Origin of the sequence: Streptomyces cacaoi (assembly GCF_006539165.1) — a bacterium.
GTDB lineage: Bacteria > Actinomycetota > Actinomycetes > Streptomycetales > Streptomycetaceae > Streptomyces > Streptomyces cacaoi.
The window spans coordinates 1-16098 of record NZ_BJMM01000083.1; the positions used below are offsets into that span (position 1 = coordinate 1).

Genomic DNA, 16098 nt, shown 5'->3' on the forward strand with positions numbered 1-16098 from the left:
AGGAGACCCCCGCTCCGTGGTGCCCCCTTTCGCATATCGCGCCACTTGGGGCGTCTCCGGGGGTGCAGGGGCGGGGGAGAGGTGAGCGGGGAGAACCCCCGCGAGGCGGTTCGGGGGGCGTGCGGGACAATGGGGTATGTGACTCGGATCGTGATCATCGGCGGTGGCCCAGGCGGATACGAAGCGGCGCTGGTGGCCGCCCAGCTCGGCGCGGAGGTGACGGTCGTCGACTGCGACGGCCTCGGTGGCGCATCGGTCCTCACGGACTGCGTCCCCTCCAAGACGCTCATCGCCACCGCCGAGGTGATGACGAACTTCGACTCCTCGTACGAGGAGCTGGGCATCCGGGTCGAGGACACCACGCACGACCCGGACGACCCGGCCCGGGTGGTCGGCGTCGACCTCGGCAAGGTCAACCGCCGGGTGAAGCGCCTGGCGCAGGCGCAGTCGCAGGACATCACGTCGTCCGTCACGCGGGCGGGCGGCCGGGTGCTGCGCGGCCGTGGGCGGCTGGAGCCGGGGCAGGCGACCGACGGTTCCCGTGTCGTGACGGTCACGGCGGCCGACGGCGGCCAGGAGCGGCTGACGGCGGACGCCGTGCTGATCGCGACGGGCGGTCATCCGCGCGAGATCCCGGACGCGCTGCCGGACGGCGAGTGCATCCTCAACTGGACGCAGCTGTACGACCTGGAGGAGCAGCCGGAGGAGCTGATCGTGGTCGGCTCCGGTGTCACGGGTGCCGAATTCGCGGGCGCCTACCAGGCGTTGGGCTCGCAGGTCACGCTGGTCTCCTCGCGGGACCGGGTGCTGCCGGGGGAGGACCCGGACGCGGCGGCGGTGCTGGAGGACGTCTTCCGGCGGCGCGGTATGAACGTGATGAGCCGTTCGCGGGCGCAGTCGGCGAAGCGGGTCGGGGACAGGGTCGAGGTCACGTTGCAGGACGGCCGGACGATCACCGGTACGCACTGTCTGGTGGCGGTGGGCGCGGTGCCCAACACGGCGGACATGGGCCTGGCGGAGGCCGGGGTCCGGCTGAAGGAGTCGGGCCACATCAAGACGGACCGGGTGTCGCGGACGTCGGCGCCGGGGGTGTACGCGGCGGGCGACTGCACGGGCGTGTTCGCGCTGGCGTCGGTCGCGGCGATGCAGGGCCGGATCGCGATGTACCACTTCCTGGGCGACGCGGTCACCCCGCTGGATCTGCGGGCGGTCTCCGCGAACGTGTTCACCGACCCGGAGATCGCCACGGTGGGCTACAGCCAGGCGGACGTCGACAAGGGCGTGATCGACGCGCGGGTCGTCAAGCTGCCGCTGCTGCGCAATCCGCGGGCCAAGATGCAGGGCATCAGGGACGGTTTCGTCAAGCTGTTCTGCCGGCCGGGCACGGGCATCGTGGTGGGCGGGGTGGTCGTCGCGCCGCGGGCGAGTGAGCTGATCCATCCGATCTCGATCGCGGTGGACAACAATCTGACCGTCGAGCAGATCGCCAACACCTTCACCGTGTATCCCTCGCTCACCGGGTCGATCGCCGAGGTGGCCCGTCAGCTGCACACGCGCAAGTCCGCCGAGTCCGGCCTGAGTTGAGGTCGGCCGGGTCCGGCCGGGGGCGCTGACGGGAGCGGACGGCGGCGGGCGGGGGCACGGTGGCCCCACCGTCCTCGTCCGGCACAGCCGTCGTCCCGATGAGGACGATCGCGCCTTATACCACGTTCCGGTCCTCCGTACGAACAACTTCTGTTAATCGGCGCAAACTGCTGAAACCAGACGGTCGTTGGCGTTACTGTCAGTTTTGTGTTCGCTGCGGAACGTCGTCAATTGATCCTTGAAATGGTGCGAGCCAACGGAGCGGTATCGCTCCGGGAACTCGCCCGCGTCGTCCAGACCTCCGAAGTGACCGTCCGCCGAGACGTACGGGCACTGGAGGCAGAAGGGCTGCTCGACCGCCGGCACGGCGGTGCCGTCCTCCCGGGAGGCTTCACCAGGGAATCCGGGTTCCCCCAGAAATCCCATCTGGCCACAGCGGAGAAGACGGCCATCGCCGATCTCGCCGCGGGCCTCGTCTCCGAGGGCGAGGCGGTCGTCGTCGGCGCCGGGACGACGACGCAGGAGCTGGCGCGGCGGCTGGCGCGGGTGCCCGGCCTCACCGTCGTCACCAACTCCCTGCTGGTGGCCCAGGCGTTGGCGCACGCCAACCGCGTCGAGGTGGTGATGACCGGAGGAACCCTGCGCGGCTCCAACTACGCCCTCGTGGGCAGCGGTGCGGAACAGTCGCTCCAGGGCCTGCGCGTCTCGCGGGCCTTCCTGTCGGGCAGCGGTCTGACCGCCGAGCGCGGCCTGTCGACGTCCAACATGCTGTCCGCCAGCGTCGATCGGGCGCTGGTGCAGGCGGCCTCGGAGGTGGTGGTACTCGCCGATCACGGCAAGCTCGGAACGGACACCATGTTCCAGACCGTCCCGGCCGGGTCGATCACCCGGCTGGTGACCGACGAACCACCGGGCCAGGACGAGCGTGCGGAGCGGGAGTTGCAGGCGCTGGCCGACCGCGGGGTGCAGATCGCCGTCGCCGGACGGCCGGGCGCCGAGCCGCCCGGCGTGCCCGGTGGCGAGCAGGGCGCGGGCGCCGCGGGCCCGGAGCCGGGCGCCGGTGTCCACCAGGAGGCGGGCCGTCCGGGCCCGGAGCGTCCCCGGCGGGACGTGGCCATGCCGGGCCCCCGGCGCACGGAGCGCCCCGGCAGTGCACCCGGCACCGCCCCCGGCGCTCCGCCACCGGCCCAGCTCCGCACCCCCGGCGCGGCCTCCCGTGTGGCGGACCTGGCCCCGAGACGGCGCTGAGCCCGCGCCCGGCACCCGCCCCCACGGCACAGGCCCCCGGAACCGCTGCGGTCCCGGGGGCCTGTGCCTGTGCGCGGAAGAACTCGACGGGCCGGATCAGTCCTTGATCTCGCAGATGACGGCGCCGGAGGAGACCGAGGCGCCGATCTCCGCCTTGAGGTCCTTGACGGTGCCGGAACGGTGCGCGTTCAGCGGCTGCTCCATCTTCATCGCTTCGAGCACGATGACGAGTTCGCCCTCCTCGACGCGCTGGCCCTCCTCGACGGCGACCTTCACGACGGTGCCCTGCATCGGCGAGGCGAGCGCGTCGCCCGAGGCGGCCGAGCCGGACTTCTTGGCGGCCTTGCGGCGCGGCTTGCGTGCCCCGCCCTCCACGGCGGCCCGGGCCAGCGGCATCCCCAGCGAGGACGGCAGCGAGACCTCCAGCCGCTTGCCGCCGACCTCGACGACGACCGTCTCGCGGGTGGCCTCGTCCTGCTCCTCGTCGGTGGCGGCGCCCGCGGCGGAGAAGGGCTTGATGTCGTTGACGAACTCGGTCTCGATCCACCGGGTGTGCACGTCGAACGGCTGCCCTTCGTTGCCGTTGACCTCCGGCGCGAAGGCGGCGTCGCGGACGACGGTGCGGTGGAAGGGGATCGCGGTGGCCATGCCGGTCACCTCGAACTCGTCCAGGGCGCGGGCGGACCGCTCCAGGGCCTGGCGGCGGGTCGAGCCGGTGACGATCAGCTTGGCCAGCAGCGAGTCCCAGGCGGGGCCGATGACCGAGCCGGACTCCACGCCGGCGTCCAGCCGGACACCGGGCCCGGTGGGCGGCGCGAAGGTGGTGACGGTGCCGGGCGCGGGCAGGAAGTTGCGGCCCGGGTCCTCGCCGTTGATGCGGAACTCGAAGGAGTGACCGAGCAGCGGCGGGTCGTCGTACCCGAGTTCCTCGCCGTCGGCGATGCGGAACATCTCGCGCACCAGGTCGATGCCCGAGACCTCCTCGGTGACGGGGTGTTCCACCTGGAGGCGGGTGTTGACCTCCAGGAAGGAGATCGTGCCGTCCTGGCCGACGAGGAACTCGCAGGTGCCCGCGCCCTCGTAGCCGGCCTCGCGGAGGATCGCCTTGGACGCGCGGTACAGCTCGGCGTTCTGCTCGTCGTTCAGGAACGGCGCGGGGGCCTCCTCGACGAGCTTCTGGTGGCGGCGCTGGAGCGAGCAGTCGCGGGTGGAGACGACGACCACGTTGCCGTGCTTGTCGGCGAGGCACTGCGTCTCGACGTGCCGGGGGCGGTCCAGGTAGCGCTCGACGAAGCACTCGCCGCGGCCGAAGGCGGCGACCGCCTCGCGTACCGCCGAGTCGTACAGCTCGGGCACTTCCTCCAGCGTGCGGGCGACCTTGAGGCCGCGCCCGCCGCCGCCGAACGCGGCCTTGATGGCGATGGGCAGGCCGTGCTCCTCGGCGAAGGCGACGACCTCGTCCGCGCCGGAGACCGGGTCCTTGGTGCCGGCCACCAGCGGGGCGCCGGCGCGCTGTGCGATGTGCCGGGCGGCGACCTTGTCACCGAGATCGCGGATGGCCTGCGGGGGCGGGCCGATCCAGGTGAGACCGGCGTCGAGGACGGCCTGGGCGAACTCCGCGTTCTCGGAGAGGAACCCGTAGCCGGGATGGATGGCGTCGGCGCCCGAATCGGCGGCGGCCTTCAGCACCTTGGCGACATCCAGGTAGCTTGCCGCCGGGGTGTCACCGCCCAGCGCGAACGCCTCGTCGGCCGCGCGGACATGCAGCGCGTCCCGGTCCGGCTCGGCATAGACGGCGACGCTCGCGATTCCCGCGTCCCTGCACGCGCGGGCGACGCGGACTGCGATCTCGCCGCGGTTGGCGATGAGCACCTTGCGCACGTTGACTCCCTCCGTGAAACAAGCCGAGTTTAGGTACTGGCGACACCTCTGGCCGAGCCGCCCAGGAGGGTGAGCTTGCACACACGGAGTGTCATGCGTCGTCGGCGTGGAGCCCGCCTCCCCTCGTCGTCCCACCGTACGCCGGGTTTTGCACGGGGGAGCCGGAAGGGATGGCGCCTTGCGGTGTGGTCCGTCTCTCTGCCCGGTCGAAGGGGTCCGGGGTCTGCAACCTTGTGGAAACCCTACGAAACAGTGGTCGAATTTTTGCTTCCGTACTGCCTCTTGTCCCCGCCTGTACCCGTGAGTAGCGTGCCGGGTGCCGTGCGCGTACTGCGAGTAACAGCGGTGTGTTCCGGGCCGGTTCGGGCCGCGGGCGCGGCGGAAGCCGGCGTACGGACCGTGTGCCGGACCAAAGGAGGGGGCGGGGTGGGACGCAGACGTCGGGCCGTGGCAGCGGCGGCGGCACTCGTGCTGGCGGCGGAGGCCGCGGTGCTGGTGCTGCTCAATCTCTTTCTCGGGAAGGTCGTCGACGAGCAGGACATGTCCCTCGCGGGCATCGATCCCCGTGCGATGACCGTCTCCGCGTGGATCGGCGCCGCCGTGGTCGGCGTCTATCTGTTCGGCTGTGCGCTGCTGCTGGCCCGGACGGCACTGCGCGACCGCCCGCCCCGCGGCCTGTGGCGCATCGTCCTGATCAGCTGTGCCGTGGTGCACGGACTGCTCGGTGCCTTCTCCGTCGGCCTGGTCGGCTGGAGCGCCTTCGTGGTGATGATGGTGGTGCTCGGGCTGCTCGTGTGGACGCTGACCTGGTACCCCACCGGCGAGGAGCCGCCCGCCGGGGCCGCGGCCGGGCCGGAGGCCGAGGAGCAGCCGGCCGGCGCCGCCGCCGACTGACGCGCACCGCGACCGCCGCGGCGGCCGCCGGGTGCCGACCCACCCCCCTGCGGCCGCCCGTCGACGTTCCTCAGTTCCACAGCCGGGTGATGTCCACGCCCAGCTCGCCGAGCAGATCGCGCAGCGTGGGCAGCGACAGGCCGATGACGTTGCCGTGGTCGCCCTCGATACCGCGGACGAACGGTGCCGACCGGCCGTCCAGGGTGAACGCGCCCGCCACGTGCAGGGGTTCACCGCTGGCCACGTAGGCGGCGATCTCGGCGTCGGACGGCTCGCCGAAGTGCACCGCCGTCGACGCCGTCCGGCCGGCGCGTGCCCCGCCGGGCCGGGTGTCGACCACGCAATGCCCGGTGTGCAGCACCCCGGTGCGGCCCCGCATGGCCTTCCAGCGCGCGGTGGCGTCCTCGGCGTCCGCCGGTTTGCCCAGCGCCCTGCCGTCCAGTTCCAGCACCGAGTCGCAGCCGACGACCAGCGCCTCCGCGGCCTCGGGGCGCCCGGCGACGGCCGTGGCCTTCGCCTCGGCCAGCACCAGGGCCAGTTCGGCGGGCGTCGGCGCGCTCAGCGCGTCCTCGTCGACGCCGCTGACGACGACCTCGGGCGACATACCGGCCTGGCGCAGCAGTCCGAGGCGGGCGGGGGAGGCGGAGGCGAGCACAAGACGTACGGATTCCATGCCGTCCAGCGTAGACAGCCGGACCGACGGCACCGTCCGCTCCGTCCCGGCCGGAGCCCGGAGCCCGGCCGCGGTCCCGGGGCCCCGCGCCGCCGGTCCCGCACACCTCGCGCCGCCGGTCTCCAGGGCTTTGCGGGGAGGGCTCAACGCCCTTGCCCGGCCGGGTACTTCGGGGCTTCCGCGGCTCCGGGGCCGGGACTCGCGGGTCCGGTTCTCAGGGGTGGGTCGCCGAGAGCAGCAGCAGGGCCACGAGGCCCGTCACCACGAGGAGCACCCAGCGCAGCCGCCGCAGCTGCGCCTGTGCGGAGCGCAGCTCCTGGGGCGGCTCGTCGGGTGGATCGGACCACAGCATGCGCTCGATGGTGCGGCGCGCACCCGCGCCGGCGCCTGAGTACGGGTACTCAGACCCGGGACACCACGTGCCACCTCCGCCCGGCACGCTCCCGCAGCCCCGTCCGCCCCGGCCCTCCACACGGGCACGCCGTGCCGCCGGCCCTCCTGCACCGGGACCCGGTGGCACGGCGTGCACCCCGCCGGGCGGGACCGGGGCCCGGCCGGGCCGAAGCCGCGGTACACGGACGCTGTCGGTCCGGAACGCTCCGGGGCCGGAACGCAGCGGGGCCGGAACGCTGTTGGGCCGGGACTCAGCGGGGCCAGAACGTGGCGCGCCAGGCGCCGGGGCCCGGGGCCGGCAGGCCGCGCGGCACGGTCCTGGCCGGGTCCGACCAGGCCGCCGGCGCCTGCCGCTCCGGCGCCTCCTCGGCCACGGCGGCGGCCCGCGCCCGGACGACGGCCAGCGCGGCGGCCAGCTCCTCGGGCGTGGGATCGCCCCGTACGACGCGGATGCTGCCGGGCTCCGGCGCCGGCTCCCCGCCGGTGTACGGCGCCGCCGCGCCGGGCCCGGACGATGTCTCGGTCATGGCTCCACTCGCTCCCGTCGGTTCGAAGTCGCGCACTGCGCGGGGCCGTTGGCGGCGCCCGCCGCACCCCGCGGCGGGCGCACGCCCCTCACAGCGGGATGTTCCCGTGCTTCTTCGGCGGCAGCTGCCCCCGCTTCGTCTGGAGGGCACGCAGCCCGCGGGTGATGTGGCGGCGGGTCTCGGAGGGGCGGATCACCGCGTCGACATAGCCGCGTTCGGCGGCCACGTACGGGTTGAGCAGGGCGTCCTCGTACTCCTGGGTGAGGCGGGCGCGCAGCTCCTCGGTCTCCTCGGGGCCCTCGGCGGCGGCGATCGTCCTGCGGTGCAGGATGTTGACGGCGCCCTGGGCGCCCATGACGGCGATCTGGGCGGTGGGCCAGGCGAAGTTGAGGTCGGCGCCCAGGTGCTTGGAGCCCATCACGTCGTAGGCACCGCCGAACGCCTTGCGGGTGATGACGGTGACCAGCGGAACGGTGGCCTCCGCGTAGGCGTAGATCAGCTTGGCGCCGCGCCGGATGATCCCGTCGTACTCCTGGTCGGTGCCGGGCAGGAAGCCGGGGACGTCGACGAAGGTGATCACCGGGACGTTGAACGCGTCGCAGGTGCGGACGAAGCGGGCGGCCTTCTCGCTCGCGTCGATGTTCAGACACCCGGCGAACTGGAGCGGCTGGTTGGCCACGATGCCGACCGAGCGGCCCTCGATCCGCCCGAAGCCGGTCACCATGTTGGGCGCGAACAGCGCCTGCGTCTCCAGGAACTCCCCGTCGTCCAGCACGTGTTCGATGACGGTGTGCATGTCGTAGGGCTGGTTGTCCGAGTCCGGGATGAGCGTGTCCAGCTCCCGGTCCTCGTCGGAGGTCTCCAGATCCGCGTCCTCGGGGAAGACGGGCGGCTCGGACAGGTTGTTCGACGGCAGGTACGACAGCAGCGCCTTGACGTACTCGATGGCGTCCTTCTCGTCGCCCGCCATGTGGTGCGCCACACCGGAGGTCGCGTTGTGCGTCCGGGCGCCGCCCAGCTCCTCGAAGCCGACGTCCTCCCCGGTGACGGTCTTGATGACGTCCGGGCCCGTGATGAACATGTGCGAGGTCTGGTCGACCATCACCGTGAAGTCCGTGATGGCCGGGGAGTAGACGGCGCCGCCCGCGCACGGCCCGAGGATCAGCGAGATCTGCGGGATGACGCCGGAGGCGTGGGTGTTGCGGCGGAAGATCTCCGCGAACAGGCCGAGCGCCGCGACGCCCTCCTGGATGCGGGCGCCGCCGCCGTCGTTGATGCCGATGACCGGGCAGCCGGTCTTCAGGGCGAAGTCCATGACCTTGACGATCTTTTCGCCGTAGACCTCGCCGAGCGCCCCGCCGAAGATCGTGAAGTCCTGCGAGAACACACACACCGGACGGCCGTCGACGGTGCCGTAGCCGGTCACGACGCCGTCGCCGTACGGGCGGTTCTTCTCCAGGCCGAAGTTGGTCGAGCGGTGCCGTGCGAACTCGTCGAGTTCCGTGAACGACCCCTCGTCCAGCAGCAGCTCCACCCGCTCGCGGGCCGTCAGCTTGCCCTTCGCGTGCTGTTTCTCGACGGCACGCTCGGAGCCCGCGTGCACCGCCTCGGTCGTACGGCGCTCGAAATCCGCGAGCTTGCCCGCGGTGGTGTGGATGTCTGGGCTCGGCTCGGGCATCGGGATGCGGCTCCTAACCGTCAGCGGGTGGCTACCGGTTCGTAGGTTATCGGCGCAGCCGCCGTTGAGAAGTGCGTCGTTGACCACACTTGGTACCCGCTCCCGCACGCTCCATGGTCATCGGGCCCCCGGCCGCGCTCCTCGGCCCCCGGGCCGGGGAAAGGAGCGGGATAGCCTGGGCGCATGCCCCCGAACCGCTGGTCCGACCTGGACCGTCCCCCGCTCGACGAGAGGGCCCTGCGCCGTGCGCTGCTGGGCGAGGACTCGCTCTGGCGCAGCCTGGAGGTCCACGACGAGCTGGGCTCCACCAACACGGAGCTGGCCCGCCGGGCCGCCGCCGGAGAGGCGGGGCCGGGGGCCGTGCTGATCGCCGAGGGGCAGACGGCGGCCCGGGGACGGCTGGACCGCGCCTGGAGCGCGCCGCCCCGCTCCGGGCTGTTCTTCTCGGTGCTGCTGCGCCCCGCGCCGCCGGCCGAGCGCTGGGGCTGGGTGCCGCTGCTGGCCGGGGTGGCGGCGGCCGCCGCGCTGGCGCGTACCGCGGGCGTGGACACGGGCCTGAAGTGGCCCAACGATCTGCTGGTCACCGTGGACGGCGCGGAACGCAAGGCGGGCGGCATCCTCGCCGAACGGGTCGGCACCGACCTCCTCGTGCTGGGGATCGGGCTGAACGTCACGCTGCGTGCCGAGGAGCTGCCGGTGCCCACGGCCGGTTCGCTGGCCCTGGCGGGTGCCCGCGGCACCGACCGCGATCCGCTGCTGCGTGCGGTGCTGCGTGCCGTCGAGGACTGGTACGGCCGCTGGACGGCCGCAGACGGCGACGCCTCGGCCGCCGGGCTGCTCCCGGCGTACGCGGCCGGCTGCGTGACGCTGGGCAGGACCGTCCGGGTGGAGCTGCCCGGCGGCAAGGACCTGGTGGGCGAGGCCGTCGCGGTGGACGGCGACGGGCGCATCGTGATCGCGTCGGAACACGGCGTACAGCAGCCGGTCGCGGCCGGTGACGTCGTGCATCTGCGTCCCGCGGCCGGAGAGTGAGGTAGCGCACAACTGCCGTATGGTGGGCGAACGGCGGTGACATCCGGTGCCACGCCGGCGCCGTGCCTCCGCCTCGTACAGGACCCAGCAAGAGGAACGGAAGGGCTGTGCGCAGGGAAGACTCCAGGCCGCGACACCACGCCGCGCGGGGTGCGGGGAACCGGAGGTGACCGTGGACGATCCGGGCACTTCCCCCGCCGACCCGGCACCCGGAGCCGGCGGCAGCGGCTCCGGCGGTGACGGCGGCGACAGCAGTGACGGCAGCGGCGGCAGTGGCGGCGGCGCCGGTGAGGCCGGTACCTCCGGGCCCGCGCGCGGCGGCACCCGGCGGTCCGGTCCGGCGTCCCGCCCGGCGGACGGCGGAACCCCCGAGGAGCCGCCGAGCGGAACCGGAACCCCCGTGTCCGAGGCCCCTCCCGGACCCGACGAGGACCGGCCCGGCTCCGACGAGGACCGGCCCGGCTCCGGCGGCACCGGAGGCCCCGACGGCCCCGCGGCGTCCGGCGGCTCCCCGGCACCCGCGGACGGGGGCGCCGGCGGGGACGGGGGCGGCGGCGAGGACACCGCGGACGGCGGCGAGGACGAGCCCGACCCCAGCGCCCTGCGTATCGAGGAGCTGATCCTCGGCTCCGAGCGGCAGTACACGCCCTTCCAGGCGGCCCGCGCCGCCGGGGTCTCCATGGAGCTGGCCTCCCGCTTCTGGCGCGCGATGGGCTTCGCCGACGTCGGCCAGGCCCGGGCGCTGACCGAGGCGGACGTGCTCGCGCTGCGCCGCCTGTCCGGCCTGGTGGAGGCGGGCCTGCTGAGCGAGCCGATGGCCGTGCAGGTGGCACGCTCCACGGGCCAGACCACCGCGCGGCTCGCGGACTGGCAGATCGACTCCTTCCTGATGGGGCTGACCGAGCCCCCCGAGCCGGGCATGACCCGCAACGAAGTGACCTTCCCGCTGGTGCAGTTGCTCCTGCCCGAGCTGGAGGAGTTCCTCGTCTACGTCTGGCGCCGCCAACTGGCCGCCGCCACCGGCCGCGTCGTCCAGGCGCAGGACGACGACGAGATGGTCGCCCGCCGGCAGGCCATCGGCTTCGCCGACCTGGTCGGCTTCACCCGGCTCTCCCGCCGCCTGGAGGACGAGGAACTCGGCGAACTGGTGGAGGCGTTCGAGACGACCGCCGCCGACCTGGTCGCCGCGCACGGCGGGCGGCTCATCAAGGCGCTGGGCGACGAGATCCTCTACGTCGCCGAGGACGCCGGCACGGCCGCGGAGATCGGACTGCGGCTCATCGAGACGATGGCGAACGACGAGACGATGCCCGAACTCCGCGTCGGCATCGCGTTCGGCACCATGACGACGCGCATGGGCGACGTGTTCGGCAACACCGTCAACCTCGCCAGCCGGCTGACCTCGATAGCGCCCAAGAACGAGGTCCTCGTCGACGGCGCGCTCCGCGCCGAGCTGACGGCCTCCGGCGACGCCCCCGAATCCGAGAAGGAGAGCGAGGACCTGAGCGGCTACCGCTTCGCGGTCCAGCCGCTGTACCGGCGTCCGGTGCGCGGGCTCGGCGTCGTGGAGCCCTGGCTGCTGCGCCGCCGCGCGGAGCAGCCGCCCGCCTGACCGGTGCCGGCGCCTCCGGGTGCGGCCGACGGCGGCACGCTCCGGCCCCTGCCCTTGATCGCGGCCCGCGCCTATCGTGAGCCGTATGGATCACAGTGAGCAGGTGTTCGGGGAATCCGGAGGCTCCGGCGGTGTGGTGCGGGTCCGCAAGGACGGCGACACACACGTGGCGGAGCTGGTGCTGGACCGGCCACGGGCGATGAACGCGGTCTCCACCGCGTTCGCCGACGCCCTCGTCGAGGCGTGCGCCGCGCTCGCCGCCGACGAGGACGTCCGGGCGACGGTGCTCACCTCCACACACGAACGCGCCTTCTGCGTCGGCGCCGACCTCAAGGAGCGCAACTCCCTCAGCGACGCCGCCCTCGCCGAACAGCGCCCGCGCACCCGCGCCGCCTACGCCGGGGTCCTGGAACTGCCGATGCCGGCCATCGCCGCCGTGCACGGCTACGCGCTGGGCGGCGGCTTGGAACTCGCGCTCTCCTGCGACCTGATCGTCGCCGACCCGACGGCCGTGCTCGGGCTGCCCGAGGTGTCCGTCGGCGTCGTACCGGGCGGCGGCGGAACCCAGCTGCTGCCCCGGCGGGTGGGGGCGGCCCGCGCGGCCGAACTGATCTTCTCGGCGCGCCGGGTGGAGGCGGCCGAGGCCCGCGACATCGGGCTCGTCGACCAGCTGACGGCCGAGGGCGAGGCCCGCACCGAGGCGCTCGCACTCGCCGCCCGGATCGCCGCGAACTCCCCGGTCGGCCTGCGCGCCGCCAAGCGGGCGCTGCGCACCGGCTGGGGCACGGACCTGCGCTCCGGGATGGAGATCGAGGAGGCCGCCTGGCGGACCGTGGCCTTCTCCGCCGACCGCGCGGAGGGCGTCGCCGCCTTCAACGAGAAGCGGAAGCCGGTGTGGCCCTCCCTCCCGCCCGTCGCCCCACCCACCACCCCATGAGTTGAGGGGGCGTGAGAGGGCGGGGGACGGAGGGGGTACGGGCGGGGTGTGAGGGGGGGCCAAGAGCGGGCGAGGAGGGGGCCGGGGACCCGCGCCCTGCGGGCGCGCTCTCTCGCGTCGCCTCATCCTCCCCTCCCGTCGCCCCCCACCACCCCTGGGGCGGAGGGGGCCGACGTCGCCTCATCCTTCCCCGTCGTCACCCCCCGGGGGCGGAGGGGGCCGAGAGCAAGGGAGGGGCCGGGGGCCTGTGTTCTGCCGGGCCGGGCTCTTTTGTGTCGTCCCCGCGCCCCGTGGGTTGAGGGGGCCGGGGGGGGGCTGTGGGCCCCGGGTCGGGCTGTCTCGCGTCGTCCCCGCCGCCCATGGGGTGAGAGAGCCAGGGAGCGCGCGGGGGTGGGGGCGTGCGTGGTCTCGGGGGGGCGTCCTGCTCTCGGCCCCCCGTCGTCCTGTGAGCGGTCGGTCGGGGGCGCGTGGGTGGTCCCCTGACGTGGGGCGGGGCCGTCGTGGTGCAGCGGAGTGGGAGTGGCGTGGGGGCGGTGTGGCGGTGTCGCCTGCGTGGGGTCGCTGAGGGTGATGCCGGGGGCCGGGGTCTGTGGGGCAGAGCGGGGCGAAGGCTCCTAATCTTGGCGGTATGGGCCAGACAGCGAAGCCGGGCGGAACGGCCGGGCGCCGGGAGCCGGCCGCATGGGCATAGGAACCGGTCCGGGCGGCGGCGCGGAGGCCGGGCCGGGCGACGGATGCCCGGGCGCGGACCGGCGGCTGCGTGCCGTGGTGCGGCTGACGCAGGCGATGGCCGCCGCGCAGACCGGCGGACCCGCCACCGGGACCGGCACCGCGCACGGCCCGCCCCCGGGCCCCGCCCCGCACGGGCCGGTTCCGCACCGGGACGTCGCGCACGCCGCCGCCGAGCGCGCCCGCGAGGCGATGGACGCCTCGTTCGCCGCCGTCTCCTGCTGGGAGCGGGACCGGGGGCGGCTGCGGGTGCTGGTGAACGTCGGTGAGCGGGCGCCGGGCGAGGAGGAGTACCCGGCCGACGAGTCGTACCCGGTGCACGAGTTCCCCGAGATCACCGAGTTCCTGCACGAGGAGTGGGCGGGCGGCGGGCCCCCGCACGCCTGGATCGAGACGCGGGACGGCCCCGGCACCGCCGGCGACGGGCCCCCGCCGGCCTACTGCCACCAGCGGGTGGCCGCGCTGCGGCGGCGCGGCCGGGGCTCGTGCGTGGTGGCGCCGATCGTGCTGCACGGGCGCGCCTGGGGCGAGCTGTACCTCGCGCGGCGCCCGGACCAGCCGGTGTTCACGCCGCGCGACGCGGACTTCGCGACGGTGCTGGCCGCGCTCGTCGCCTCCGGCATCGCGCAGAACGAGCACCTGGAGGAGGTCCGGCGGCTGGCCTTCACCGACCCGCTGACCGGGCTGGCCAACCGCCGTGCCGTGGACGCCCGGCTGGACGAGGCGCTGGAGCTGCACCGCGACCTCGGCACCGTCGTCAGCCTCGCCGTGTGCGACATCAACGGGCTCAAACGGGTCAACGACGCCTGGGGGCACGAGGCCGGGGACCGGCTCCTGGAGCGGTTCGCCGGGATCCTCTCCCGGTGCGGCGCACGGCTGCCCGGGGCGCTCGCCGGACGGCTGGGCGGCGACGAGTTCTGTCTGCTGGCCGTCGGCCCGTCCGCCGACGAGGTGCTGGCGGCGGCCGACGAGCTGTGCCGGCGCGCGGACGCGCTGGAGCTGGGCGAGGGCGTCGCCTGCGGGGTCGCCTCCACCGGCGATCCGGTCGGCGAGGTCCGCTCGGCCCGGCGGCTGTTCCGGCTGGCGGACGCGGCCCAGTACCGCGCCAAGGCACTGCGTGCCGCCGGCCCGGTGGCCGCCGGGCGGGAGGGCGGCCCCGACGATCCCGTCGTCCGGCTCGCCACCGACCCCGCCGCCCGGCCGCGTCCCGCCCGGGGCAGCGGCGAGCGGCGCCGGCTGCGCGGAGCCCAGGGGCGAGGGCGCAGGTGACGGCGGGGCGAGGCGGAGGCCGGAGGGCGTCGGCCGGGAGGGGACGCCGACCGCGCCGTGACAGCATGAAATTCACTTACTAGGGTTCGTGAATATGAATATGCACACTGTCGTGGTGGGTGCCTCGGGCGTCACCCCCGAGGAGGTCATCGCCGTCGCCCGCGACGGCGCCCGCGTCGAGCTGGGCCAGGAGGCCCTGGAGGCGCTGGGCCGGGCACGCGGCTTCATCGAGGACCTGGCCGCCAAGCCCGACCCGGTCTACGGCGTCTCCACCGGCTTCGGCGCCCTCGCGGTCCGGCACATCGGCCCGGACCTGCGCACCCAGCTCCAGCGCAACATCGTCCGCTCGCACGCGGCCGGCATGGGCCCCCGCGTCGAACGGGAGGTCGTGCGCGCGCTGGTCTTCCTGCGGCTGAAGACGCTCGCCTCCGGCCACACCGGCGTACGCCCCGAGGTCGCCCAGCGCATGGCCGACCTGCTCAACGCCGGGATCACCCCGGTCGTCCACGAGTACGGCTCGCTCGGCTGCTCCGGCGACCTCGCGCCGCTCTCGCACTGCGCGCTCACCCTGCTCGGCGAGGGGGAGGCCGAGGGCCCCGACGGCACGGTGCGCCCCGCCGCCGAACTCCTCGCCGCGCACGGCATCGAGCCCGTCGAGCTGCGCGAGAAGGAGGGGCTCGCGCTCCTCAACGGCACCGACGGCATGCTCGGCATGCTGCTGATGGCCTGCCGCGACCTCGCCCGGCTGCACACCAGCGCCGACATCACCGCGGCCCTCACCCTGGAGGCGCTGCTGGGCACCGACAAGGTGCTCGCACCCGAACTGCACGCCGTGCGGCCGCATCCGGGGCAGGCCGCCAGCGCCGCCAACATGCTCAAGGTGCTGGCGGACTCCGGGCTCACCGGCCACCACCAGGACGACGCACCGCGCGTCCAGGACGCCTACTCGGTGCGGTGTGCCCCGCAGGTCGCCGGCGCCGGCCGGGACACCCTCGCGCACGCGCTGACCGTGGCCGGGCGCGAGCTGGCGGCGGCCGTCGACAATCCCGTCGTCCTGCCGGACGGCCGGGTGGAGTCCAACGGCAACTTCCACGGGGCGCCCGTCGCCTACGTGCTGGACTTCCTGGCGATCTCCGTCGCGGACCTCGCCTCCATCGCCGAGCGGCGCACCGACCGGCTGCTGGACAAGAACCGCTCGCACGGCCTGCCGCCGTTCCTCGCGCACGACGCGGGCGTCGACTCGGGCCTGATGATCGCCCAGTACACCCAGGCCGCGCTGGTGAGCGAGCTGAAGCGGCTGGCGGTTCCGGCCTCGGCCGACTCCATCCCGTCCTCGGCCATGCAGGAGGACCACGTCTCGATGGGCTGGTCGGCGGCGCGCAAGCTGCGCACCGCCGTCGACAACCTCACCCGCGTCCTCGCCGTCGAGCTGTACGCGGCCACACGCGCCGTCGAACTGCGCACCGCCACCCCGGGCCCGGCGCCCGCGCCCGCGACCCGTGCCGTCGTGGACGCGCTGCGGGAGGCGGGGGCGCAGGGCCCGGGCGAGGACCGGTTCCTCGCCCCGGACCTGGCGGCGGCCGAGGAGTTCGTGCGCTCGGGTGCGCTGGTCCGGGCCGCGGAGACGGTCACCGGGCCGCT

At 74.3% G+C, this 16098-nt stretch carries 13 protein-coding genes; 8 read left to right on the forward strand and 5 right to left on the reverse strand.

Annotation, left to right across the window (positions count from 1 at the left end):
- Positions 1-129: 129 nt before the first annotated feature.
- On the forward strand, positions 130-1584 hold the full coding sequence (locus SCA03_RS33050; protein WP_086816659.1) for an NAD(P)H-quinone dehydrogenase: 1455 nt from the start codon (positions 130-132) through the stop codon (positions 1582-1584).
- Between the two features lie 243 nt (positions 1585-1827).
- A complete protein-coding gene (locus tag SCA03_RS33055) occupies positions 1828-2832 on the forward strand; it encodes a DeoR/GlpR family DNA-binding transcription regulator (RefSeq protein ID WP_030888689.1) in 1005 nt (334 codons plus the stop codon).
- A 96-nt stretch (positions 2833-2928) separates the two neighbouring features.
- Here the strand turns inward: SCA03_RS33055 and SCA03_RS33060 are convergent, their stop codons facing one another.
- Positions 2929-4713: an acetyl/propionyl/methylcrotonyl-CoA carboxylase subunit alpha gene (locus tag SCA03_RS33060; RefSeq protein ID WP_086816657.1), complete on the reverse strand. Its 1785-nt coding sequence runs from the start codon at positions 4711-4713 to the stop codon at positions 2929-2931.
- A 426-nt stretch (positions 4714-5139) separates the two neighbouring features.
- Here SCA03_RS33060 and SCA03_RS33065 point away from each other — a divergent pair, with 426 nt between their 5' ends.
- Positions 5140-5607: a hypothetical protein gene (locus SCA03_RS33065; RefSeq protein ID WP_230989074.1), complete on the forward strand. Its 468-nt coding sequence runs from the start codon at positions 5140-5142 to the stop codon at positions 5605-5607.
- Positions 5608-5677: 70 nt separating this feature from the next.
- On the opposite strand, the gene SCA03_RS33070 is transcribed toward SCA03_RS33065, so the two are convergent.
- From SCA03_RS33070 to SCA03_RS33080, 4 genes are all read right to left on the reverse strand, one after another.
- Complete coding sequence (locus SCA03_RS33070) at positions 5678-6280, reverse strand: Maf family protein (RefSeq protein ID WP_030888679.1); 603 nt, start codon at positions 6278-6280, stop codon at positions 5678-5680.
- Positions 6281-6494: 214 nt separating this feature from the next.
- Positions 6495-6632, reverse strand: coding sequence for a morphogenic membrane protein MmpB (gene mmpB, locus SCA03_RS35390; RefSeq protein WP_169729661.1), 138 nt, complete (start codon positions 6630-6632; stop codon positions 6495-6497).
- 292 nt (positions 6633-6924) lie between these two features.
- Positions 6925-7125 carry an acyl-CoA carboxylase epsilon subunit gene (locus tag SCA03_RS33075; protein ID WP_030896269.1) on the reverse strand — a complete coding sequence of 67 codons (201 nt, stop codon included), beginning with the start codon at positions 7123-7125 and terminating at the stop codon, positions 6925-6927.
- A gap of 163 nt (positions 7126-7288) precedes the next feature.
- Complete coding sequence (locus tag SCA03_RS33080) at positions 7289-8878, reverse strand: acyl-CoA carboxylase subunit beta (protein WP_030896268.1); 1590 nt, start codon at positions 8876-8878, stop codon at positions 7289-7291.
- A gap of 183 nt (positions 8879-9061) precedes the next feature.
- Here SCA03_RS33080 and SCA03_RS33085 point away from each other — a divergent pair, with 183 nt between their 5' ends.
- The 5 genes from SCA03_RS33085 to hutH form a co-directional block, all read left to right on the forward strand.
- On the forward strand, positions 9062-9910 hold the full coding sequence (locus SCA03_RS33085; RefSeq protein ID WP_086816650.1) for a biotin--[acetyl-CoA-carboxylase] ligase: 849 nt from the start codon (positions 9062-9064) through the stop codon (positions 9908-9910).
- A 400-nt stretch (positions 9911-10310) separates the two neighbouring features.
- The gene (locus tag SCA03_RS33090; RefSeq protein ID WP_086816661.1) at positions 10311-11522 is read left to right on the forward strand and encodes an adenylate/guanylate cyclase domain-containing protein; all 1212 of its coding nucleotides are present in this window, start codon (positions 10311-10313) and stop codon (positions 11520-11522) included.
- A gap of 85 nt (positions 11523-11607) precedes the next feature.
- The gene (locus SCA03_RS33095; RefSeq protein WP_030896265.1) at positions 11608-12459 is read left to right on the forward strand and encodes an enoyl-CoA hydratase/isomerase family protein; all 852 of its coding nucleotides are present in this window, start codon (positions 11608-11610) and stop codon (positions 12457-12459) included.
- A 681-nt stretch (positions 12460-13140) separates the two neighbouring features.
- Positions 13141-14457, forward strand: a complete 1317-nt coding sequence (locus SCA03_RS33100; protein ID WP_174864521.1) for a GGDEF domain-containing protein — start codon at positions 13141-13143, stop codon at positions 14455-14457.
- A gap of 94 nt (positions 14458-14551) precedes the next feature.
- On the forward strand, positions 14552-16098 hold a 1547-nt coding region (hutH, locus tag SCA03_RS33105; RefSeq protein ID WP_141275835.1), incomplete at its 3' end, for a histidine ammonia-lyase.